Source organism: Kitasatospora herbaricolor (assembly GCF_030813695.1).
In the GTDB taxonomy this organism is placed as follows: domain Bacteria; phylum Actinomycetota; class Actinomycetes; order Streptomycetales; family Streptomycetaceae; genus Kitasatospora; species Kitasatospora herbaricolor.
In genome coordinates this window covers 5,167,646-5,189,962 of the sequence record NZ_JAUSVA010000002.1, presented here as the reverse complement: position 1 = coordinate 5,189,962, position 22,317 = coordinate 5,167,646, and the positions used below count along the sequence as shown (strand labels likewise).

22 protein-coding genes are annotated in these 22,317 nt (G+C 74.2%); 8 read left to right on the top strand and 14 right to left on the bottom strand.

Annotated elements, in window-relative coordinates; genetic code table 11:
• The first annotated feature begins 18 nt into the window (after nucleotides 1–18).
• The gene (locus J2S46_RS23075) at nucleotides 19–1,488 is read left to right on the top strand and encodes an alpha,alpha-trehalose-phosphate synthase (UDP-forming) (protein WP_191290597.1); all 1,470 of its coding nucleotides are present in this window, start codon (nucleotides 19–21) and stop codon (nucleotides 1,486–1,488) included.
• Here the strand turns inward: J2S46_RS23075 and otsB are convergent.
• Nucleotides 1,472–2,338, bottom strand: coding sequence for a trehalose-phosphatase (otsB, locus tag J2S46_RS23070; protein ID WP_191290596.1), 867 nt, complete (start codon nucleotides 2,336–2,338; stop codon nucleotides 1,472–1,474). The genes J2S46_RS23075 and otsB overlap by 17 nt on opposite strands.
• Before the next feature lie 101 nt (nucleotides 2,339–2,439).
• Entirely contained in the window at nucleotides 2,440–2,667 is a 228-nt protein-coding gene (locus J2S46_RS23065; RefSeq protein ID WP_073924125.1) for a DUF3263 domain-containing protein, read from the bottom strand.
• A 124-nt stretch (nucleotides 2,668–2,791) separates the two neighbouring features.
• Between J2S46_RS23065 and J2S46_RS23060 the strand changes: the two genes are divergently transcribed.
• Entirely contained in the window at nucleotides 2,792–3,151 is a 360-nt protein-coding gene (locus J2S46_RS23060) for a cupin domain-containing protein (RefSeq protein ID WP_191290595.1), read from the top strand.
• 99 nt (nucleotides 3,152–3,250) lie between these two features.
• On the opposite strand, the gene J2S46_RS23055 is transcribed toward J2S46_RS23060, so the two are convergent.
• On the bottom strand, nucleotides 3,251–4,519 hold the full coding sequence (locus tag J2S46_RS23055) for an extracellular solute-binding protein (RefSeq protein ID WP_191290594.1): 1,269 nt from the start codon (nucleotides 4,517–4,519) through the stop codon (nucleotides 3,251–3,253).
• A 190-nt stretch (nucleotides 4,520–4,709) separates the two neighbouring features.
• A complete protein-coding gene (locus J2S46_RS23050) occupies nucleotides 4,710–5,504 on the bottom strand; it encodes a DeoR/GlpR family DNA-binding transcription regulator (RefSeq protein ID WP_191290593.1) in 795 nt (264 codons plus the stop codon).
• Nucleotides 5,505–5,815: 311 nt separating this feature from the next.
• On the opposite strand from J2S46_RS23050, the gene J2S46_RS23045 reads away from it, so the two are divergent.
• On the top strand, nucleotides 5,816–6,772 hold the full coding sequence (locus J2S46_RS23045) for an ROK family protein (protein ID WP_191290592.1): 957 nt from the start codon (nucleotides 5,816–5,818) through the stop codon (nucleotides 6,770–6,772).
• 157 nt (nucleotides 6,773–6,929) lie between these two features.
• Nucleotides 6,930–8,129 (top strand): N-acetylglucosamine-6-phosphate deacetylase, encoded by a 1,200-nt coding sequence (gene nagA / locus J2S46_RS23040; RefSeq protein ID WP_229912809.1) that lies wholly within the window; start codon nucleotides 6,930–6,932, stop codon nucleotides 8,127–8,129.
• 7 nt (nucleotides 8,130–8,136) lie between these two features.
• Here nagA and J2S46_RS23035 read toward each other — a convergent pair whose 3' ends face one another.
• Nucleotides 8,137–9,090 carry a carbohydrate-binding protein gene (locus tag J2S46_RS23035; protein WP_191290591.1) on the bottom strand — a complete coding sequence of 318 codons (954 nt, stop codon included), beginning with the start codon at nucleotides 9,088–9,090 and terminating at the stop codon, nucleotides 8,137–8,139.
• 162 nt (nucleotides 9,091–9,252) lie between these two features.
• Nucleotides 9,253–11,097 (bottom strand): GGDEF domain-containing protein, encoded by a 1,845-nt coding sequence (locus tag J2S46_RS23030; RefSeq protein WP_191290590.1) that lies wholly within the window; start codon nucleotides 11,095–11,097, stop codon nucleotides 9,253–9,255.
• 399 nt (nucleotides 11,098–11,496) lie between these two features.
• Between J2S46_RS23030 and J2S46_RS23025 the strand changes: the two genes are divergently transcribed.
• A complete protein-coding gene (locus tag J2S46_RS23025; protein ID WP_229912808.1) occupies nucleotides 11,497–12,033 on the top strand; it encodes a flavin reductase family protein in 537 nt (178 codons plus the stop codon).
• Between the two features lie 89 nt (nucleotides 12,034–12,122).
• On the opposite strand, the gene arfB is transcribed toward J2S46_RS23025, so the two are convergent.
• Nucleotides 12,123–12,554, bottom strand: coding sequence for an alternative ribosome rescue aminoacyl-tRNA hydrolase ArfB (arfB, locus tag J2S46_RS23020; RefSeq protein WP_191290588.1), 432 nt, complete (start codon nucleotides 12,552–12,554; stop codon nucleotides 12,123–12,125).
• A 137-nt stretch (nucleotides 12,555–12,691) separates the two neighbouring features.
• On the opposite strand from arfB, the gene J2S46_RS23015 reads away from it, so the two are divergent.
• Together J2S46_RS23015 and J2S46_RS23010 are read left to right on the top strand one after the other, a co-directional pair.
• Nucleotides 12,692–13,189 (top strand): hypothetical protein, encoded by a 498-nt coding sequence (locus tag J2S46_RS23015; protein WP_190213821.1) that lies wholly within the window; start codon nucleotides 12,692–12,694, stop codon nucleotides 13,187–13,189.
• Between the two features lie 197 nt (nucleotides 13,190–13,386).
• Nucleotides 13,387–13,962: a TerD family protein gene (locus J2S46_RS23010; RefSeq protein WP_073927450.1), complete on the top strand. Its 576-nt coding sequence runs from the start codon at nucleotides 13,387–13,389 to the stop codon at nucleotides 13,960–13,962.
• 73 nt (nucleotides 13,963–14,035) lie between these two features.
• Here J2S46_RS23010 and J2S46_RS23005 read toward each other — a convergent pair whose 3' ends face one another.
• The 7 genes from J2S46_RS23005 to J2S46_RS22975 form a co-directional block, all read right to left on the bottom strand.
• Nucleotides 14,036–15,220 (bottom strand): hypothetical protein, encoded by a 1,185-nt coding sequence (locus tag J2S46_RS23005; protein ID WP_191290587.1) that lies wholly within the window; start codon nucleotides 15,218–15,220, stop codon nucleotides 14,036–14,038.
• Between the two features lie 269 nt (nucleotides 15,221–15,489).
• Nucleotides 15,490–15,978, bottom strand: coding sequence for a DUF3180 domain-containing protein (locus J2S46_RS23000; RefSeq protein ID WP_191290586.1), 489 nt, complete (start codon nucleotides 15,976–15,978; stop codon nucleotides 15,490–15,492).
• Nucleotides 15,979–16,193: 215 nt separating this feature from the next.
• Complete coding sequence (gene folK / locus J2S46_RS22995; RefSeq protein WP_191290585.1) at nucleotides 16,194–16,793, bottom strand: 2-amino-4-hydroxy-6-hydroxymethyldihydropteridine diphosphokinase; 600 nt, start codon at nucleotides 16,791–16,793, stop codon at nucleotides 16,194–16,196.
• Nucleotides 16,794–16,835: 42 nt separating this feature from the next.
• Complete coding sequence (gene folB / locus J2S46_RS22990) at nucleotides 16,836–17,195, bottom strand: dihydroneopterin aldolase (protein WP_073926649.1); 360 nt, start codon at nucleotides 17,193–17,195, stop codon at nucleotides 16,836–16,838.
• 220 nt (nucleotides 17,196–17,415) lie between these two features.
• Entirely contained in the window at nucleotides 17,416–17,928 is a 513-nt protein-coding gene (locus tag J2S46_RS22985; protein WP_073926597.1) for a nuclear transport factor 2 family protein, read from the bottom strand.
• Nucleotides 17,929–17,940: 12 nt separating this feature from the next.
• Complete coding sequence (gene folP, locus J2S46_RS22980) at nucleotides 17,941–18,813, bottom strand: dihydropteroate synthase (RefSeq protein ID WP_191290584.1); 873 nt, start codon at nucleotides 18,811–18,813, stop codon at nucleotides 17,941–17,943.
• Nucleotides 18,814–18,898: 85 nt separating this feature from the next.
• Nucleotides 18,899–20,749 carry a phosphatidylglycerol lysyltransferase domain-containing protein gene (locus tag J2S46_RS22975; protein WP_191290583.1) on the bottom strand — a complete coding sequence of 617 codons (1,851 nt, stop codon included), beginning with the start codon at nucleotides 20,747–20,749 and terminating at the stop codon, nucleotides 18,899–18,901.
• 374 nt (nucleotides 20,750–21,123) lie between these two features.
• On the opposite strand from J2S46_RS22975, the gene J2S46_RS22970 reads away from it, so the two are divergent.
• The gene (locus J2S46_RS22970) at nucleotides 21,124–22,305 is read left to right on the top strand and encodes an alpha/beta hydrolase (protein ID WP_191290582.1); all 1,182 of its coding nucleotides are present in this window, start codon (nucleotides 21,124–21,126) and stop codon (nucleotides 22,303–22,305) included.
• Nucleotides 22,306–22,317: the final 12 nt, after the last annotated feature.

Below are 22,317 nucleotides of genomic sequence, written 5' to 3'. Positions count from 1 at the left end.
CACGGCAAGGTTCCCATCATGGGCGATCTCACGACGGCACGTTCGAGTCCGACCGGCAGCGCCCCCGTCCTGGTGGCCTCCAACCGTGGTCCGGTGTCCTTCAACCGCCAGGAGGACGGCACCCTGGCCCTGCGCCGGGGCGGCGGCGGCCTGGTCTCCGGGCTCTCCGCCATCGACGACCCCTCGGCGGTCTGGGTCTGCGCGGCGCTCGGCGAGGCCGACCGGGAGGCGGCCCGGCAGGCCCCCGACGGCCGGCTGGACCGCGCCGGGCACGAGGTCGGCGGGCAGGCCGTCCGGATGCTGGACATCGACCCGGAGACCTTCGCCCGGGCCTACAACGGGGTCGCCAACTCCACCCTGTGGTTCGTCCACCACCTGCTGTACGCCACCCCGACCGAGCCCGCCTTCGACGCGGGCTTCCGCACCGAGTGGCAGGCCTACGAGGCCTACAACGCCGCCTTCGCCGACGCGCTCGCCGCCGAGGCCGCCCCGGACGCCGCCGTGCTGGTGCAGGACTACCACCTGTCGCTGGTGCCCGCGCTGCTCCGGGCCCGCCGTCCGGACCTGCGGATCGGCCACTTCTCGCACACCCCCTGGGCCCCGCCGGACTACTACCGGATGCTGCCGGACGACGTCGCCGAGGCGGTGCTGACCGGCATCCTGGGCGCCGACCGGGCCGGCTTCCTGACCCGCCGCTGGGCGCTCGCCTTCGCGGACTGCTGCGCGGACGTGCTCGGCGCCGAGGTCGACCGCGAGGCGCTCACCGTCACGCACGCGGGCCGCACCACGGCGCTGGGCGTGCACGCGCTGGGCGCCGACGCCGACTTCCTGCGGGAGCGCTCGCACCGGGCCGACGTCGAGGAGCGGCTGGCCGCCCTGCGGGCGGCCGTGGGCGGGCGCCGCACGATCGTCCGGGTGGACCGCACCGAGCTGAGCAAGAACATCGTCCGCGGGCTGCTGGCCTACCGGCACCTGCTGCGCACCCGCCCCGAGTGGCTGGACCGGGTCGTCCACGTCGCCTTCGCCTACCCCTCGCGGACCGACCTGGCCGAGTACCGCGCGTACACGGCCTCGGTGGAGCGGATCGCCGGCGAGATCAACGAGGAGTTCGGCACCGAGGACTGGCAGCCGCTGATCCTGCACGTCAACGACGACTTCCCGCGGTCCCTGGCGGCCTACCGGCTGGCCGACGTGGCGCTGGTCAACCCGATCCGGGACGGCATGAACCTGGTCGCCAAGGAGGTGCCGGTGGTGTCCGACGCGGGCTGCGCTCTGGTGCTCTCCCGGGAGGCCGGCGCCTTCGCCGAACTCGGCGAGGACGCCGTCACCGTCAACCCGTACGACGTGATCGCCACCGCCGAGGCCCTGCACAGCGCCCTCACCATGCCCACCGCCGAGCGCACCGAGCGCACCAAGCGGCTGGCCGCGGCGGCCACCGCGCTGCCGCCGCAGCAGTGGTTCCTCGACCAGCTCACCGCGCTGGGCTGACCTCCGGGCCGTCCGTCAGCCGCCGCACCAGCGCCTCCACCAGCCCCACCACGCCGGCCGGGCCGGGGACCACCAGGTCCGCCCGGTCGGCGAGGTCGCGCACGGGGGCGTCGCCCACCGCCCCGCTGCAGACCAGCAGCCCCGGCACGCCCTCGGTACGGCCCTTCTCCACCGCCGCGAAGGCCGCCAGGTCACCCAGGTCGTCCCCCGCGTACAGGACGCCGCGGGCGGCCCGCTCCCGCAGGAAGCCGCCGAGCGCCGCGCCCTTGTCGACGCCCGGCGGGCGCAGCTCCAGGACGAGGCGCCCGGGCTCCACCATCAGCCCGTGCTCGGCGGCCAGCGCGGCCATCGGCTCCCGGAGCAGCTCCAGGACCTCCTCCGGGGCGTCCGCCCGGCGGGTGTGCACGGCCAGCGCCCGGCCCTTGTCCTCCACCCAGGTGCCGGCGCCGGCACCCAGCTCCGCCAGCCGGCCCGGCAGCAGCGCGCGGACCTCCGCCACGCCCGGGTGCGGCGCGGGCGCCCGCACCTCGCCGCTGGCGGCCTCCCAGCGCTCCACGCCGTACTGGCCGAGCACGACCAGCCCGGGCACCCGCGCGAGGCCGCCGTACTCCACCGCCAGCGCGGCCGGCCGGCCGGTCACGACCACCACCGAGCCCACCAGCGGCGCCAGGGCGGCCAGGGCGGCGGCGGCGCGGGGGTGGGCCCGGGCCGCGGCCGGGTCGGGGACGATCGGCGCCAGCGTCCCGTCGAAGTCGAAGGCCGCGACGGCCCCGCCGGGGTCGGCGAGCAGCGCCGCCAGCCCTTCGCGTCCAGCAGCGGTAACCGGCTCCGGCAACTCGGTGATGGCCATGCTCCGACCCTACCCAGGGCCCCGCGCGGCACACCGCGCAGCGCGCGGGCGCTCCCCCGGCGGGCCGCCGGGGGCGGTCGGCGGCGGGCCGCACGCCTGCGTCAGCGGGCCTCGCGCTTGCGTTCGCGGATCCGGCGCAGCCGGTTGACCAGCAGCGGGTCCCGGGCGAGCGCCTCCGGACGGTCGAGCAGGGCGTTCAGCAGCTGGTAGTAGCGGGTGCTCGACAGGCCCAGCTCCTCGCGGATCGCCCGTTCCTTGGCGCCGGCCGTCCGCCAGGGGCGGGCCTCCAGTGCCAGGACGGCCAGGTCGCGCGCTCCGAGTTCGGCCACCGCCGCCACCTCCGCATCCGTCCGGCCGGGCCCGCGCCGGGCCCTACGAGGTGTCATTCTCCCCCGGCGGTCCGACACACTGTGGCGCCCCCGCCGGCGGGGGCGGCCGGGTTAGCGTCGGGGCATGACCGACAGCTTCGCCGTGCACATCCCGAGCGCCGAGCTCGAACCCGACCCGCTCGACCCCGCCCAGATCGTCTCCGGCACCCCCGAGGTGTCCGGGAAGGTGCTCTGGGAGTCCGAGGAAGGCCGCCAGCTGCGCGGGATCTGGCAGATCACCCCGGGGGTGGTCACCGACACCGAGGCCGACGAGCTCTTCGTGGTGCTCAGCGGCCGGGCCACGATCGCCTTCGAGGGCGGCCCGACGCTGGAGGTGGGCCCGGGCGACGCCGCGGTGCTGCACGCCGGCGACCGGACCACCTGGACGGTGCACGAGACGCTCCGCAAGGCGTACGCCCTGACCCTGGCCCGACCCCTGGCCTGACCCCCTGGCCTGCTCTCGTCCCGAGCACGGCCCGACCTCGTCCCGCCCCTGGGCCGGCCCGCCGCCCGGCCGGCCCAGGCCGGATCAGGGGCCCGGCCGTCAGCGGACCCGCTTGGCCTCCGCGACCGCCGCCTCCTGCAGCCCGCCCAGCACCTGCTTGGCATCGCCGGTGACCGCGTGCCCGATCTCCTTCTTGATCTTGCTGCTGACCTGCTCCCAGGCGGGGTCGCCGAGCGGGTAGAAGCTGGCGTTCGGCAGCACCGCGAGGAACTGCTTGAGGTCCTCGTGCTTCCCGTTGCTGCTCATCTCCGCCAGCGTGTCCTGGGTGACCGGCAGCAGGTTGTACTTCTCGTCGAACGCGAGCGTGTTCTCCTTCGAGTACACGAAGTTGAGGAGCTGCTTGATCTCCAGCTTGTGCCCGTTCGCCTTGAAGGCCATCATCCAGTCGGCCACCCCGAGGGTGCCCGTCTTCCCCACGCCGTCCTTGCGCGGGATGGCCGCCGTGCCGAAGTCGACCTTGGCGGCGGTGGCCTTGCCCAGCAGCGAGGGGTGGCCGTTCAGCATCGCCACCTTGCCGGTCGCGAAGTCGTTGAAGGCGGTCTTGCGGTCGACCGTGCCCGGGTCCGGGTAGGTCAAGTGGGAGTCGACCAGGTTGGAGCGCAGCCAGCTGAAGGTGGCCAGGTTCTGCGGACTGTCGATGCTGTAGTTGCCGACGTCGTCGGAGAGGGCGCCACCGCCGCTCATCGCCCACATCATCGATTCGCCCTGGGCCTCCTCGGGCCCGAGCGGCAGCGCGTACGGGGTCACCCCCGGCACCTTCGCCTTGATCTTGTCGGCGTCCGCCTTGAGCTCGGACCAGGTGGCCGGCGGCGCGGTGATGCCCGCCTTCTGGAAGATCGCCTTGTTGTAGAAGAACACCCGCGAGGAGGAGACGAAGGGGATGCCGTACTGGGTGCCGAGCACCTGCCCGGCATGGGCGAAGCCCTCGCTGATGTTGGCCTGGGTCTCCATCGAGAGCACGTCGGCGGCGGGGTAGAGCCGCTTGGCGGCGACCTGGTCGGCGAAGCCGCCGGTCTGCACGAGGTCGGGCGAGGAGCCGCTCTTGATCAGCTCGGCGACCCGCTTGTCGATGTCGTTCCAGCTGACCACCTCGACCTTGACCTTGATCTTGGGGTTGGCCGCCTCGAAGCGCCGGGCCAGGTCCTCCCAGTACGGCCTGGAGCTGGTCGCCTCGTCGTCGCCGTAGTCGGCGGCCACCAGCTTCAGTGTCACGTCGGAGCCCGAGGCCCCGCCGCAGCCGGTCAGCAGCAGCGCGCCGACGACCGCCGAACCGATCAGCCGGAAGGACCCGTGGGCACGCCTGTTCACCGCGATGTACCGCCTTCTTCGGGGGAGATTGGCGGTAACACTCCCAAAGCGGACTCCCAGAGGTCCAGACCTCACGGAGGTAGTTATCGAAGTGCCGGATCACGTTGCAGCACGCGCAATGGCAATCAGGTGATTCGGGACAGAACACCCGTCCGTCCGTTCGGGGTTCGGACGGTCGTCGCACCGGGGTTCAGGCCGTGATCACCTGCACGCCGGCCTCGGTGAAGGCCGCGGCCAGCTCCTCGTCCACCTCCGCGTCGGTGACCAGGGCGGAGATCCGGTCCAGCCCGCAGATCCGGGCGAAGACCCGGCGGCCGAGCTTGGAGGAGTCGGCGACCACGACCACCCGGCGGGCCCGCTCGGCCAGCAGCCGGTTGACGCTCGCCTCACCCTCGTGATGGGCCGTCGCACCGTGCACCACGTCGACCGCGTCGACGCCCAACACCGTGACGTCGAGGGTCAGTTCGTCGAGGACGGCGTTCGCCAGCGGGCCGATCAGCTCGTAGGACTGCGGCCGGGCCACCCCGCCGGTGACGACGATCTTCACCTGCGGACGGACCGTCAACTCGTTGGCGATGTTGAGCGCGTTGGTGACGATGGTCAGCAGCCGGCCCGGCGCGCCCTCCGCGCGCTCGACCAGCTCGGGGCGCACCGCCAGGGCGCGCGCCACCTCGGTGGTGGTGGTCCCGCCGTTCAGGCCGACCACCTCGCCGGGGGCGATCAGGGCGGCGGCGGCCGCGCCGATCCGCTGCTTGGCGCCGGCGTGCCGGGCGGTCTTGTAGCGCAGCGGCAGGTCGTAGGAGACGTTGTGCGCCACGGCGCCGCCCCGCGTCCGGGTGACCATCTGCTGGCGCGCCAGCTCGTCCAGGTCGCGGCGGATGGTGGCGGCCGAGACGTCCAAGGCCTGGGCGGCCTCCTCGACGTCCAGCCGGCCGTTCTCGGCCAGCAGCTCCAACAGTGAGTTCCACCGCTCGTACCTGGACACGCGCCGCTGCCCCTCCTCCGTCCCCGCCGCGCGCGATCACGCGGGCGGGGCCAGCCTCGCACATTCCGGCGCCCTGGGGGCCTGCCCTGCCGCACGGACCGCCCGACTGCCGCGGGGAACCGGCGGGGCACGGGGGGCTCGACGGTGCTCACGGGGGTACACAGAGGTTCGCGGGGGCACGGCCGGCAGCCGTGCAACTCACCACAAATCACCCGAGCTGCCCGCAGAGCGACAAATCTCACTGGTCCAGGGGCTGACCAATAGCCCAACTGGACTAGACCTCTCCGACCTGACCAAGGAAACTGTCCACCGTGAAGCACGTCATCGCACTCGATGTAGGCGGCACCGGCATGAAGGCCGCGCTGCTCGCCCAGGACGGCTCCGTGCTGTTCGAAGCACGCCGACCGACCGGGCGGGAGCACGGCACGGACGCCGTGGTCACCGCCATCCTCGACTTCGCCGCCGACCTGGCGGACGAGGGGCGCGGCCGATTCGGCAGCGACCCCCTCGCCGCGGGCGTCGCCGTCCCGGGGACGCTCGACGAGAAGAACGGGATCGCGGTGTTCTCCGCCAACCTCGGTTGGCGCGACCTACCGCTGCGCAAGCTCCTCGGCGAGCGCCTGGCCGGGAAGGACGGCACCGCCATGCCGGTCGCCCTCGGCCACGACGTCCGCTCCGGCGGGCTCGCCGAGGGCCGGCTCGGCGCCGGCCGCGGCGTCGACCGCTTCCTGTTCATCGCGCTCGGCACCGGCATCGCCGGCGCCATCGGCATCGGCGGACGGATCGAGGCCGGCGCGCACGGCTACGGCGGCGAGATCGGCCACGTGGTGGTCCGCCCCGGCGGCCCCGCCTGCGGCTGCGGCGCCCGGGGGTGTCTGGAGACCCTCGCGTCGGCCTCCGCCGTCTCCCGGGCCTGGGCCGCGGCCAGCGGCGACCCGCAGGCCGACGCGGCGGCCTGCGCCGACGCCGTGGACGCCGGGGACGAGCGCGCCGTCCAGGTCTGGCAGCTCGCCGTCGACGCCCTCGCCGACGGCATCGTGCTGGCCCAGAGCCTGCTCGACCCGTCCACCGTGATCGTCGGCGGCGGACTGGCCGAGGCCGGCGACACGCTCTTCACCCCGCTCCGCGCGGCGGTGACCGAGCGGCTGACCTTCCAGATGCCCCCGGTGGTCGTACCGGCCATGCTCAAGGACACGGCGGCCTCACTGGGAGCCGGCCTCCTCGCCTGGGACCTGCTCTCGGTCACCCCGCACTCCCCCCGCGCGTGAGACCGCGCGTGGGAGGGGTCCCGGACCGGCCCGCGGCGCCCCCCGGCGGCGGGGCCCCGCGACCCGCACCCGGGCGGGTCACCGGCGGCGGCCGGACCACGGCGCTTCGCGCATCCGAACACAGGGATCTGAAGTCCCGACTAATGGAGGTGACCGCGTGACTGCCGCGCGGAATCAATCGGCGGCTCTGCCGCGGGGTGCCGCACTGGCCGGCGCCCGACTGGTCCTGCCAGGCGGCGTCGTCGAGGACGGCCGGCTCACCGTCGAGGGGACGACCCTGTCGTCCTTCGGCGGCGACCGGCAGCCGGGCGACCTGGACCTGACGGGCCACACCGTCGTCCCCGGCTTCGTCGACCTGCACGTGCACGGCGGCGGCGGCGGCTCCTACGCCTCCGGGATCGCCGAGGAGGCGCTCACCGCCGCCCGCACGCACCTGGCGCACGGCACCACCACCACCGTCGCGAGCACCGTCACCGGCGAGATCGACGAGGTCTGCCGCCAGGCCGCGGTGCTCTCCGAACTGGTGGAGGACGGCGTGCTCGCCGGCGTCCACTTCGAGGGCCCCTTCATCTCCCACAACCGGTGCGGCGCCCACCGCCCCGACCTGCTCCGCGACCCCGACCCGGCGCTGGTGCGCAAGCTGGTCGACGCCGCCCGCGGCCACGCCAAGATGGTCACCCTGGCACCGGAACTGCCCGGCGGACTCGACTCCGTCCGGATGCTGGCCGACCTCGGCGTGATCGCCGCCGTCGGCCACACCGACTCCGACTACGCCAAGACCCTCGAAGCCATCGAGGCCGGCGCCACCGTCGCCACCCACCTGTTCAACGCGATGCCCGGCATCCAGCACCGGGCGCCGGGCCCGATCGTCGCCCTCCTGGAGGACGAGCGGGTCACCGTCGAGCTCATCAACGACGGCATCCACCTGCACCCCTCGGTGCTGGACCTCGCCTACGGCACCGCCGGCGCCTCCCGGGTCGCGCTGATCACCGACGCCATGGGCGCGGCCGGCATGGGCGACGGCCTCTACCCGCTCGGCCCGCTGCAGGTCCGCGTCGAGGACGGCGTCGCCCGGCTGGTCGAGGGCGGCTCCATCGCCGGCTCCACCCTCACCCTGGACGTCGCCTTCCGCCGCTCGGTCACCCTCAACGGCCTCAGCCTGAACCAGGCCGTCGAGTCGCTCTGCACGGTGCCCGCCCGCCTGCTCGGCCTCGCCGACTCGATCGGCTCGCTGGAGACCGGCAAGAGCGCCGACCTCGTCGTGCTGGACTCCGAGAGCTACGAGCTGGTCGCGGTGATGCGCCGCGGCGCGTGGGTCTCCGGTGCCGACCGCTTCACCGCGGTCGGCACCGGCTGAGCACGGCTCAGCCGCTCGGGGAGACCGTGATCTGGTCGACCAGGACAGTGCCCCCGGCCGGGGCGGACACCGTGATCGTGTTCGGCCCGGCCGTCAGCTGCGGCAGGATGTACGTGCTGTACCAGGACTGCGTCGCGTCGTTGCCCGGCGCGTAGTTCTTGAAGTCCAGCCCGCCGTCGCGGTCCTTGCCGTTGACGTTCACCGTCCCCTTGAGGTCGGCGCCGGCGTTGTTGAAGCGCACCAGGAACTTGTAGGTGCCCGCCGTCGGCACCTCGCCCTTCCAGGTCACCGAGGAGCCCGGCTGCAGCGTCAGGTAGCCGCCGTCCGCGGACTTCGCGCCCTTCACGGCGCTGGCCAGCGGGGCGTTCTGGCCCTGGAGCTGCGAGGCGTCCGTGGTGGTCGGCCCGGCCACGGTCGCGGCGGCGGTCGGCGAGGCGCTCGCCGAGCCGGAGGAGGTGGCGGTCGGGGACTCCGGGGCGCTGGTCTGCCCGCCCTTCGCCTTGGTGTCGCCGGGGTCGCCCGAGGACAGCGCGATGCCGGCGCCGATCGCGATCGCCGCCACGACGGCCACCGCGCCGATCACCGCGCCCTTGCTGCGCCCGCCGCTCGGCCGCTCCTCGCCCGGCTGCGGACGGGAGCGCTCGGCGTACCGGTTCTGCTGGGTCGGGAGCTCGCCGTGCGACGGCCGGCCGCCCTGGTACCGGTCCTGCGGGCCGGGCTCGGGCTGCTGGCGGGACTGCGGCTGCGGCCGGTACCCGGGCTGGCCGTACTGGGTGCGGCCGACCTCGACCGGCCGGTTGTACGAGGTGCGCGGGACACCCGGCTGCTGGCCCTGGCCCTGCTGGGCGGGGGCTCCCTCGGCCGGCCGGTAGAGGTAGCCGAACGGGTCGTCCTCCTGCGGGGCAGCGCTGTCGGTGCCCTCGGGCACTCCGTTGTTGCCGGCGCTCGTCACGGTGGTCAACTCCCCATCGCAGTGCCCCGCACGGCAGGCACGCCGTACGCGCAAAGTTGGACGCTCGTACCCGGGAACCCTACCTGCCCCGCGTGACCCGGGGAAAAGGCCCGTTCGGGCGGGCGGCGGCCGCCGCCCCGGCCGCCCCCTCCCGGGGCGTCCGCCCCGGGCTCAGCCCGCCCTGCGGTGCGAGCGCTCACCGCGGGCCCCCCGGACGGCTCCGCCGCGGGCCCGCTTCTCGTCGTACATCCGCTCGTCGGCGGTGTGCAGCACCTCTTCGATGCTCATCCCGCAGCCCGCCCAGCCGATCCCGAGGCTGACCCCGACCCGCATCGCCCGGCCGTCGATCCGCATCGGCGGGATGATCGCCGTGCGGAGCCGGTTGGAGAGGTCCTTGGCCTCCTCCCGCCCGATGCCGTCGGCGAGCACCACGAACTCGTCGCCGCCCAGCCGGGCCACCGTGTCACCCTCCCGGACGACCTGCTGCAGCCGGCGGGCCACCTCGACCAGCACCGCGTCGCCCGCGTTGTGGCCGAACCGGTCGTTGATCGACTTGAAGCCGTCCAGGTCGCAGAAGAGCACCGCGAGGCCCTTGTCCCCCGCCGCCGCGGCGCCGGGCCGCAGCGCCCCGCTCCACAGGTCGCCCGAGGAGCCCTGGTCGGCCGGCACCACCGCGTGCGCGTGGTCCGGCGCCACGCCGCGGCCGCCGGCCCGGCCGGCCGCGTGCTCCCCGTGGCCGTGGTGCCCCTGGCTCTCGGGCAGCCCGTAGCCGTGGGCCGGCGCGGGGCCGGCCCCGAGGCCCTCCAGGCCGTCGAAGGCGGAGTGCGCGCTGTACGAGGCGGCGCCCGCCACCGCGGCGTACCCCGGCTCGATCGCGCCCGCGCCGCTGTAGGCCACCGCCCCGTGCGGGGGCGCGCCCACCGGCGCCTGGGGCTGGGCGCACAGCCGCCGGCCGAGCCGGGCCTTCAGCTCCGCGCCGTTGGGCAGGCCGGTCAGCGCGTCGTGGCTGGCCCGGTGGGCCAGCTGGAACTCGTGCCGCTTGCGCTCCTCGATGTCCTCGACGTGGGTCAGCAGGAAGCTCGGCCCCTCGGCCGCGTCGGCGACCACCGAGTTGCGCAGGCAGACCCACTGGTAGCCGCCGTCCCGCCGGGACAGCCGCAGCTCGGCGCGGCCGCTCTCGGCGCTGGTGCGCTCCAGCAGGCCGCGGTCCTCGGGATGCACCAGGTCGGCGAAGCTCTGCTGGCGCAGCACCGCGCGCGGGCGGCCGAGCAGGCGGCAGAGCGCGTCGTTGACCCGGGTCAGCTGGCCCCGGCCGGCGCCGTGCAGCTCGGTGATGGCCATGCCGCTGGGCGCGTACTCGAAGGCCTGCCGGAAGCTCTCCTCGCTGGCTCTCAGCGCCTGCTGCTCCTTCTCCAGCCGGGCCAGGGCGCGCTGCATCTCGGCCCGCAGGCGGGCGTTGCCGATCGCGATGGAGGCCTGCAGGGAGAACATCTCCAGGGCCTCGCGGGTCCAGGCGCCGGGCCGCTTGCCGCTGCGCGGCCGGTCGACCGACAGCACGCCGAGGAGGTCGCCGCCGGCGCTGTACATCGGGGCGAGCAGGCCGTCACTGGGGTGCCAGTCGTTGGTGTAGACGGGCAGCGGGCCGTCGCCGGTCCAGCGCGGGATGTCGCTGCCGACCGCCCAGCCCCGGTCGTGCGGCAGGAAGCGCAGGGTGCCCCAGTGGTCGCTGACGCCGAGCAGGCGGTCCCAGGACTCCCGGGAGCCGACCTGGCCGAGCAGCACGGCCGGACCGCCCAGGGCGCTCTCCTCCAGCTCCCAGACGGCCGCCACCACCAGATCGCCGTCGGGTCGCACCAGGCTCACCGCGGCCGCGTCGAAGCCGAGCCCGTGCACCGCGCCCTCGACCACGGCCTGCAAGGTGCCCGCCAGGCTGCGGGCAGCATTGAGGTCCGCCACGACCCGGTGCAAGGTGCGGAGGGTCGCCAGGCGGACGTACGGCTCCGACTCGGCTTCCATGCGGGGGCTCCCCGGCTGCTTCGGATAGTTCTTGATTGGTTATCGTCCGATTGCCAGAAGAACTGAATCACAGGGAGCACAACGATCGGCACTCTCGGTCAGCAATAGGCGCCCACTTGTGACCCAAATCACACGATAGTTATGCACCCTTATTCAGTTCATCCGTCCAATAACCGGACATATCGCCACATCGCGACCTTTCGCGACCTTTCAGATGGTCGGTCACCCGGCCCGGCCCCTGAAGCCTCCCGGCGGCCGGCAGGCCCTCCCGTTCACCCCTGGGGGTGAACGAACCCCCTCGGCCGGCCCGATCCGCCGCCTCCCGGGCCGGCCCGGACCGATGGTCCTACGACCAGGGCCCGATGCCGCTCCGGCCGGCCGGCGGCTACCGTGCGGTACGTGTACTCGTCCCCGCAGCCCGCCGCTGCCCCCCTCGCGACGCCCGACGAGTTCCGGGCCGCCCTGTCCCAGCTCGCCGCCGGCGTGACGCTGGTGACCGTCCACGACCCCGAGGAAGGGGCCAACGGCGAGGACGTCGGCATGACCGCGACGTCGTTCCTCTCCGTGTCCCTGGAGCCGCCGCTCGTGCTGATCTCGGTCCGCGAGGACTCCCGGATGGACGAGGTGCTCTCCCGGGTCGACACCTGGGCCGTCTCGCTGCTCGGCGAGGAGCACAAGGCCCTCGGCTCGCGCTTCGCCATGAAGGGCCGGCTCAGCGACCGGCTGCTGTTCGCGGACACCCCGCACCGGCGCGGCCCGCTCAGCGGCGCGCCGCTGATCGACCGGGCGCTGGCCACCGTCGAGTGCCGCACCGAGCAGCGGATAGCCGCCGGCGACCACACCCTGCTGCTCGGCCGGGTCCTGGAGGCACGCGTGCCCGACCCCGGCGGCAACCCGCTGCTGTACTTCCGGGGCGGCTACCGCCGGCTCGGCTGAGCCCGCGCGGCGACGGCGCCGTACGGGGCGTCCCGGCCTCGCGCCGGGGCCGTGGGGCCGGGCCGGGCCGGGGCGTCGAGCGTCGCGGCCTAGTCGCCGCGCTGCAGCCGCCGTCCCTGCTTCAGCTCGGAGCGGTGCCGCTTGTTGAACAGCCGCCGCTCGACCATGCCCTTGCTGGGCCTGGTCGCCCGCCGGGTCTTCGGCGGCGGGGCGGTGGCCTCGCCCAGCAGCGAGGCCAGCCGGGCGGCCGCGACCTCCCGGTTGCGCCACTGCGAGCGGTGCTCGGAGGCCTTCACCACCAGCACCCGGCCGTCCACCAGCCGGTTCGCGAGCCGCTCCAGGGCGCGCTGCTTCCACACCTCGGGCAGGGCCGCCGAGGCCGCCAGGTCGTAGCGCAGCTCGACCTGGGTGTCCGAGGTGTTGACGTGCTGTCCGCCGGGACCGGAGGAACGGGAGAAGCGCCAGACGAGCTCGGCGTCGGGGACGACCACCGATCCCCGTACGCGGATGGGCTCAGGCATGGCCCCATCATCCCGCGCCCGGCGGCCCGGGGTCACCCGGTTATCCGGCCGGCCCGGGACGGCCCCGCCCGGCCCCGGACGCCCCCGGGCCCGGGCCGGCGCCCGACGGTTATCCACAGCCGTCCGCAGCCCCGACAATGGCGTACGTGATCGAGCTCGGCTACTCCCTGTCCAACCGCTTCCCCGACCCCCCGCAGACGGACTACCGCAACGCCTCCGTGCGCACCCTGCGGTACGACCTGTTCTGCGGCGACGTCTTCCTCGACGCCGACGACGGGGAGTTGTCCACAGCCTGGGGATGGGTGCCGGTGCTCGACTTCGCCTGGGCGCTCTGCGACATCGCCGAGGAGCTGGACCGCGACCCCGACGGCAACCGGGCCGCCCGGGTGCAGACCGCCGACCTGGACTTCACCCAGAACACCGAGCTGCTCCGGTTCGCCCGCCGCTTCAACTGGGTGGAGGTCGGCGCGACCTGGCTGCCCGACGAACCGCCGGTGGTGGTGCGGCACTCCGAGCTCCGGCGCGAGGCCAGGGATTTCCTGCAGGACACCCTCGCCGACCTCTTCGACATGCACCCCGAACTGGCCGACAATCCGAACATCTGGACCGTCCAGGGGCGCTTCCCACGGATCTGAGGAGATCGGCCCGGACACGAAGGAAATCACCCGGACCAACCGGGCCCGGGCGGCCCGACCGGCATCGGACACCGGTGATTGATCTGCCCATTGCTCAAACTTCATTCGACCAAAAGAATTTAGAAGCCCGGCTGCGGAACCAAGCCCCGCTACTCTCGCGTTATCTCCGGCAAAGCAACGAAGGGACAGCAATCACCATGCCAGTGAGCCTCTCCAAGGGTGGCAACGTCTCGCTGACCAAGGAGGCCCCCGGCCTGTCCGCGGTCACCGTCGGCCTCGGCTGGGACGTCCGGACCACGACCGGCGCGGAATTCGACCTCGACGCCAGCGCGATCGTGCTGAACGCGGACGGCAAGGTCCTGTCCAACAGCCACTTCGTGTTCTTCAACAACACCAGCACCCCGGACAGCACCGTGGTGCACACCGGTGACAACCGCACCGGCGAGGGCGCCGGCGACGACGAGGCGATCAACGTCAACCTCGCCGGCCTGCCCGCCGAGGCCGCGAAGATCACCTTCCCGGTCTCGATCTACGACGCGGTGGCCCGCTCGCAGAGCTTCGGCCAGGTCCGCAACGCCTACATCCGCGTGCTCAACGCGGCCGGCGGCGCCGAGATCGCCCGCTACGACCTCTCCGAGGACGCGGCCACCGAGACCGCCATGATCTTCGGCGAGCTCTACCGCAACGGCGCCGAGTGGAAGTTCCGCGCCGTCGGCCAGGGCTACGCCTCCGGCCTGGCCGGGATCGCCCAGGACTTCGGCGTCCAGCTCTGACCGAGCCCGGACCACGACGCCGGAGGCCCGGCCCCCGAGGGGGCCGGGCCTCCGGCGTCTTCGCGTCCCGCGCTCAGCGACTGGCGCGCAGCTCGGGCAGCTCGATGTACTCCGTCTCGTCCTCGGCCGACAGGTCGACCACCCCGGGCCCGGCCGTCCCCGGGACCGGCTCCGGGCCGGCCGCCGCCCCGGCGGTCGCGGCGGCGTCGACGGCCGTCCCGTCGGCCGGGCCGTCGCCGGCCGCCGGCCGGGTACCGAAGCCGGCGCCCGCGGCGATCGCCTCGTCGCCCAGCACGTCCGCCAGGTCGGTCCGGTCGCCCAGTTCCGAGACGCTGCCCACGGCCGGTGCCGGGGCGGCCGCGCGGACGGCGGCGCCGCCGCGGCCGAAGAAGCTGAAGTTCTGGCCCCGGCCGGCCCCGGCCTGCGGGGTGCGCGGCCGCTGGCGCTCGGCGCGGACGACCGCGGTGGCCGGGGCACCGCCCAACTGCTCCACGGTGGCGGTGAGCACCGGACGGACCGGCGCCGCGCCGACCGCCCGGGCGCCCGTGGCGGGCCGCTCGGCGGCCGCTGCGGCCGGGGCCTCCACCGGGCCCCGCTCGGGCTGCACGGCGGGCACAGCGGCCCCGGGGACGGGCTGCGCGGGCACCACCGGCGCGGGCGCCGGGGCCGCGGCGGCCGCCGCGGCGGCGACCGTGCGGGCCAGCGAGGGGGCGGGCACCGCCGGCGTGGGCGCGGGCGCGGCAGGCAGGCTGCGCGCCCGCAGGACGGGCCGGGCCCGCTCCGCGCGCTCGCGCTGGGCCTCCGCGGCCGCCGCCCGGCGCTCCAGGTGCCGCAGGACGGACGCCGCGCGGACGTAGGCGGCCGGGCTGGCCGGGTACTTGGGGCGAGCCGCGGCGAGCGCCCGCTGGGTCGCCTCGGCCTCCTTGAGGGCCTGCTCGGCGACGGCCACGGCGCGCTCGCGCAGCAGCCGGGCGATCTCGGTCTCGGCCTTCGCCAGCCGGGACTTCTCCGCCGTCAGCCGGCGCCCGAAGCGGGTGGCCCGCTCCTCGGCGACCTCGGCCGCGTACTCGGTCTCGGCGAGTTGTTCCTCGAACCGCTCCTCCGCCCGCAGTCTTTGGGCGGCGGCCACGTCGGCGGCGGCCCGGGCCGCGCGGTCGCGCTGGCGCAGCAGGAGCGCGATCCCCAGTGCGGCCAGCACGGCCGCCACGCCCACCGACCTGACCAGGAGCGGGTCCTGACTGAATACCAGTGCGGTCACGGCGGCCACGACGAGAACGGCGGCGGCGGTGGGGGGAACGGCCCGGCCGAGGACGGAGGAATGACGATGACGTCCGCGAGACATGCCAAGAAACTAGCGTGCGAATTGGGGCCGTGTCAGCCCAGGGTGCCGTTAACGGTGGCACGGGCCTCTCCTGCGTCGCCGCCCGGGCCGCCCGGACAGCGGGCTGGACGGTGGGCGGGACGGCGGCGGAGCAGCGCGAAGGTGCGCCGGCGGGAGGGACCCGAGGACGGCGCGCGGGGCGCCCGTCAGCGTGGCTGGGCCGCCCGGGCGGTCGGGTCGTCGTGGTCCTCGGGCAGCTTGCAGATGTGCTGCAGCCAGAGCGCGGCCGCCATCACGGCCACCCCGGCGAGCACCGCGAAGCCGGCCGTGACGGCCTGGCCCCGGCGGGCGGCGACGTCCAGCTCGGTCAGCAGCTCGATGCCCATCCCGGCGTAGATCCCCGTCACCACGGCCGAGACCAGCGCGCTCGCCTGCCCCAGGACCAGGGCCCGGGCGGCGCCCAGCGGGTCGACGCCCTTGGCGCCGGGCTGCCGCTCGCGGGCCGCCTTCAGCCGGGAGCGCAGCGAGAGGGCGGTGGCCAGCAGCACCACCGCGACCGCCGCCAGGACGAGGGGCGCCGCCGCGGGCACGCCGGGCAGGGTGTCCAACGAGGCCCACAACCTGGCACCGGCCCAGGACAGCGCCGTCGTGACGGCGGTGATGGCGACCAGCAGACGGATGCGGAGCAGCTTCACGCGGACGAGGTCCTTCCCGGATGCCGGAGAGAGGGGCGGCCGCACCGGGGGGCGCGGCGGCGGCGCCAGGCCACCGTATCGGGCCCGGCCGTGCGGACACCTACTCGTACGGCCGGGAGCCCCCGCTAGTTCCTGCCGGGCCGAAGCCCGCCGTCCGGGCGCCCCCGGTCCGGCGCGGGGCGGGCGCCCGCCCGCCGCGGCCGGACGGCGGTGTCCTACTCGGGCAGCCGCAGGTTGATGTCGTCGCGCCGGCGGACGCCCTGGGCGTCCTCCCCGCCGAGGTCGTCCAGCAGGTCGGCGACCAGGCCGAGGCCCGGCAGCTCCGCCTTGGGGTCGGCGTCCAGCCACGGGGCGAGCACGAAGGCCCGCTCGTGCGAGCGCGGGTGCGGCAGCAGCAGCTCCGGGTCGTCGCTGGTGACGCCCTCGTAGGCGAGGATGTCGACGTCCAGGGTGCGCGGGCCCCAGCGGACGGTACGGACCCGGCCGAAGGCGTCCTCGACCGCGTTGCCCCGCTCCAGCAGGGAGTGCGGCGGCAGGGTGGTGCGCAGCACGACCACCGCGTTGTAGTAGTTGGGCTGCTCCTCGGGGCCGCCGAGGGCCTCCGTCTCGTAGACGGCGGAGACGGCCTTGATGCGCAGCCCGGGGGTGTCGGCGAGCGCGTCCACGGCCCCCTGGAGGGTCTCCAGCCGGTTGCCGAGGTTGCTGCCGAGGGCGATCACGGCGTAGCGCGGGTTGTGCAGGGTGGTGTCCGCCGAGTCGACCCTGCGCTCCAGGTCGAACGTGGTCGGCGAGGCGGTCGGGTCACTGGTGCTCATCGGATTCCCTCTGCGGCTGGGCGGCGGGACTAGGCGCGCAGGTCATGCGCGGCCCCGGTGGATGGTGACGGTGACGTCGTCGAACGGCACGGTGATCGGGGCGTCGGGCTTGTGCACCGTCACCTCGACCTCCTCGACCGGATCGTGCTTGAGGCACTGGTCGGCGATGCGCTGGGCGAGCGTCTCGATCAGGTCGACGGGCTCACCCGCGATGACCGCGGTGACCTCTTCGGCGATGACGCCGTAGTGGGCCGTGCGGGTGAGGTCGTCGCCGGACGCGGCCGGACGGGTGTCCAGGAACAGCACGAGGTCGACCACGAAGGTCTGGCCCTCGACGCGCTCACGCTCGAAGACGCCGTGGTGGCCCCGGGCACGCAGACCCCGCAGGGTGACGCGGTCCAGCAAACGAATCACTGCTCCCAGTCGGACGGGCCGCCCTGCCGGGGCAGGGCGAAGGCGGGCATCGTCGCCCGCCGGTCTTCGAATCTACCTGCGAGCACGGACAACGCCAGACCGTCCTACCCGGCACGGCACGGCGTCACGCACGCCACTGTGGCGATTGACGTGAACGTTCGGTGCCGGTCCGGGGATTCCCGGGGCACAACCGCGCGGCCCCCCGGGATCAGTCCTCGTCCTCGTCGTCGCCGCTGGTCAGCACGGGTGAACCGTGGTGGGACCAGAGCTTCCAGCCGTCGGCGGTGCGCCGGAAGAGGTTGGTGGAGACGACCTTGCCCCCGACCAGCGGGCCCAGCTCGCCCTCCTCCTCGGCCTCGCCGCCGGAGAGGATGTTCTCGGTGCAGGTGACAAGGGCCACATCGCCCTGCACCTCGGCCTCGACATCGGTCAGGAAGAACTGGATGTACTCGGTGTTCATCATGATCAGCATGTAGGACCGGGTGACCTGGGCCCGTCCGCGCAGGACCGGCCAGCCGGGGTGCACGCACACCACGCCGCCCTTGTCGTCGGCCTCCCCGGCCCCGAGCCAGGCCTGCTCGACCGCCTCCAGGTCGCCGGTCTCCAGCGCCTCGTACAGCGCCTGGTTCGCCGCCAGGACCGCGTCCCGGTCGGCCTCCGCCGCCTGCTGGTCCGGTGTTCCGCCGCTCAACCTGCCGTCACCTGCCACAGACCCTCCCATTCATGCCGGCCCTCACCCCTGCCGGGCCGCGCGCTGCCAGGCCGCGACCACCCGGACGGCGTCCGCCGTCCCGGCCACGTCGTGCACCCGCACCGCCCAGGCGCCGGCCCCGGCCGACAGTACCGACACCGCGGCGGTCGCGTCGTCGCGCTCCCGGGCCGGGCGCAGCTCCCCGGTTTCCGGGTTGGCCAGCAGCGTACCCAGGAACCGCTTGCGCGAAGCGGCCACCAGCACCGGCCTGCCCAGGGCGGTGAGCGCGTCCAGCCGGCCGAGCAGGGCCCAGTTGTGCTCGGTGGTCTTGGCGAAGCCGAGGCCCGGGTCCAGGATCAGCTGCCGCTCCTGGACACCGGCCGCCAGCAGGGCCTCCATCCGCCGGGTCAGCTCGGCGACGACGTCGGTGACCACGTCCCCGTAGACCGCGAGGCTCTCCATGTCGGCGGACTGACCGCGCCAGTGCATCACCACGAAGGGCGCGCCGGTGGCGGCGACCACCTCGGCCATCGCCGGGTCGGCGAGGCCGCCGGAGACGTCGTTGACCAGCCGGGCGCCGGCCGCGACCGCCTGTTCGGCCACGCTCGCCCGCATGGTGTCGATGCTGACGACCACACCCGCCTCGGCGAGCTCCCGGACCACCGGCAGGACCCGCTCCAGCTCCTCCTTCTCGGTCACCCGCCGGGCACCCGGCCGGGTGGACTCGCCGCCGACGTCGATCAGGTCCGCGCCCCTGGCGCGCAGCGCGAGCCCGTGGGCGATGGCGCGCGCCGGGTCGTGCCACAGGCCGCCGTCCGAGAAGGAGTCGGGGGTCACGTTGACCACGCCCATCACGGCGCAGCGGTCGAGGTCCGGGAGGCCGGCCGGCAGGGAGCGGTAGCGCGGGTTGTCCATGCCCCCATTATCGAGCCGGGCTCCTCCCGACCACCGGTCGGGAGGAGCCCGGGGGCTCGCGCGTGCCTGCTCGGGCCGCCCCGGTTCAGGCCGCCTCGGTGACCTCCGGGCGGGCCGGGGCGGGCATCAGGCCCTGGCGCTGGCGCTTGCGGCCGAACTTCGGCATGCCGAGGGTGATGAAGGCCTCGGCCTGCATCGCGGCGAAGCCGATCCGGGGCAGGTCCCTGGTCTGCGGGTAGACCAGGAAGCGCGGCTCCCAGGCGGGCTGGAACTTGGCGTTGAACTTGTACAGCGACTCGATCTGGAACCAGCGCGAGGAGAAGACCAGCAGTCCGCGCCAGGCACGGAGCACCGGGCCGGCCCCGATCCGCTCGCCGCGGGCCAGCGCGGAGCGGAACATCGCGAAGTTCAGCGAGACCCGGCGCACCCCCATGGCGGGGACGGCCTGCAGGGCGGCCACGATCAGCAGCTCGTTGAGCCCGGGGTCGGCGGCCCGGTCGCGGCGCATCAGCTCCAGCGAGATGCCGTCCGGCCCCCACGGGACGAAGTGCAGGACGGCCTTCAGGTCGTCCCCGGGTTCGGCCGGGAAGCCGTCCTCCTCGGGTGCCTTGTGGGCGGTGACGACCACGCAGTCCTCGTCGCCCGGGTCGCCGAAACGGCCGAGGGCCATCGAGAAACCGCGCTCGGTGTCGGTGCCGCGCCAGCGGGCGGCGGCCTCGGCGATCCGGAACTTCTCCTCCGGGTCGAGTTCGGAGACCCGGCGGACCTTGCAGGAGTACCCGTTGCGCTCGATCCGCTTCACCATCTGGCGGACGTTGCGCATGGCGCGCCCGGCGAGCGAGAAGGTGGTGGCGTCCACGATCGCCTCGTCGCCGAGCTCCAGGGCGTCCAGGCCCGCCTCGCGGGTCCAGACCTCGCCGCCGGTCTCGCTGCAGCCCATCACGGCCGGGACCCAGGCGTGCTCGCGGGCCTCCGCCATGAAGACCTTGATCGCACCGGGCCAGGCCTCGACGTCGCCGACCGGGTCGCCGGAGGCGAGCATCACGCCGGAGACCACCCGGTAGGAGATGGCGGCCTTGCCGGTCGGCGAGAAGAGCACGCTCTTGTCCCGGCGCAGGGCGAAGTAGCCGAGCGAGTCCCGCTCGCCGTGCCGGGCCAGCAGCGCCCGGACCTTCTCCTCGTCCTCGGCGGTCAGCTCCGGCTCGGGCTTCTCCGGGCGCAGCGCGAGGTACGTGGTGGTGCCGGCGGTCAGCAGTCCGAGCGCGCCGAGCAGGTAGGCGACCAGGTCGGAGATCCGGTCGGAGTTGTAGTCGATCGGCCCTTCGAACCCGAACAGCCCGTAGACCACGTGCTGGAGGCGGTCCAGCATGCTCGGGTCGTGGATCTCGGCCTTCCAGCGGACGCTGACAATCAGCAGGCCGAGGAGCACGCTGACGGTGCCCATCACGATCAGGTTGGCGACGGCCCGCCAGCGGGTGCGCGGGTCGGCCTTGGCGTAGAACTCGCCGCGGTGCACCAGCATCACCGCGAGCAGCACCAGCGAGACGACCGCGGGGCCGATCTGGTGCCAGCGCAGGATGTGCAGGCCGGCGCCGATCGGCAGCAGGACGCAGACGGCCCGCCAGGCGCGCTTCTTGCGCCGGCGCAGGGCGTGCGCGAGCAGCACCAGCAGCAGGCCGACCATCAGGGTGCCGACGGCGGCGAGGGTGGTCGTCCCGCCGGGCAGCTGGCCGGCGAAGGAGTGCATCCGGGTCCGGCGGAGCTTGGGGAACACCGCGCTCGCGACGTCGAGCAGGCCGATCAGCAGGCAGGCGTACCCGACCGCACCGGGCAGCCAGGCCCGCGGCACGGAGGCCGCTTGGGTACGAAGCGTCTGGAAGCCGCTGCGGCGGGGCGGCGGGGGCGACGGCGGCTCAACGGACACGGGAACGCTCATGGGTGCTCAGCGTAGAGGCTGCGGGGCGCTGTCCGATCCCCCGGGAGGGGGACTTGTGATGGACCTTCATGTCATTTCCTCAATCACACAATGCGCGCACCAAATCACGGAAAACGGGAGGTAAAGCCCGCATCCGCTCCCGCGCGTCGGTTGGGCCATGGGTGGGGACTGCCCCTGGCGCCGCGCGGCGCTCAGGGCTGCGCGCGCACGCGGTACGTACGGTGGGCGCCGCGTTGCAGGGCGTCGGTTGCAGCCGCCGCGACCGTCTTCGCACCGCGACCCGCTGCCCGGTCAGCCTAGCCCCGATGGCCCGATCTGACGCTCTGTCACACGATGAATCCTGAACCGACAGTGATCCACCGGAAGGCGACGGGATGGAACTGACCAGCGATGCACTGGTGAACACGCTGCTCGCGGCGGGCTCCCTGTCGCTGCTCCTGACCCTCTGGCTCTGGCCCCGGCTGGCCCGCCAGCGCCCGCTCCCGATGCTGGGCCGGATCGCCCTGCTGACCGTCACTCAGGTCACGGTGCTGGCGGTGCTGGCGGTGTCGGTGAACAACTCGTTCGGCTTCTACACCTCCTGGGACGGCCTGCTCCACCCGGGCGGGGCGGCCCTCTCGCTGACCTCGGCCGGGCATCCCAAGAGCGCCGCCCCGGCCACCGAGGCCCTGGTGGCACCGACCGCCGAGGGAGGCCTGGAGACCGTCGCCGACCTCCCGAAGGGGACGCCGGAGGAGGTCGGGAAGGTCGAGTCGATCCGGGTGACGGGCAAGGAGTCCGGTCTGTCCGACCAGATGTTCATCTACCTGCCGCCCGAGTACTTCAACCCGAAGTACTCCCGGATGCGCTTCCCCGTCCTGGTCGCCCTGGCCGGCTACCCCGGCACCGCGCTCCACCTGCTCTCCGAGCTGCGCCTGCCGCAGACCGCCTGGGAGCTCCAGCGCACCGGGCAGATGGTGCCCACCGTGATCGTGATGGCCCGGCCGACCGTCGCGGAGCCCCGCAACACCGAGTGCGTCAACGTGCCGAACGGGCCGCAGACCGAGACCTGGTTCGCCAAGGACGTGCCCGCCGCGCTGCGCGCCACCTACCGCCTCGGCCGGGAGGCCCCCTCCTGGGGCATCTTCGGCTACTCCACCGGCGGCGGCTGCGCGCTGCGGCTGACCATGCGCTACCCCGACGTGTTCGGCAGCGCCGCCGGGCTGCACGCCGACTTCGCGGTGCCCGAGGACTACTCCACCGGGGGCAACCTGTTCGGCGGCGACCGCACCCTGCTCAACCACAGCGACCTCACCTGGCGGCTGAACAACCTGCCCGTCCCGGACATCTCCCTGCTGCTGGTGAGCACCCGCAAGGAGGAGGACTACGCCGCCACCCAGGCCTTCCTCGGGGTCGCCCAGCAGGCCTCGGCCGCCCACCCCGAACTGAAGGTCGACTCGCTCTTCCTCGACGACGGCGGCCACAACTTCGACAGCTGGCGGCGCGAGCTGCCGGCCTCGCTGGAGTGGATGAGCGACCACCTCGCGACCCCGCAGGACCGTGAGCCCCGGCAGTGAGCCGGCCGGACC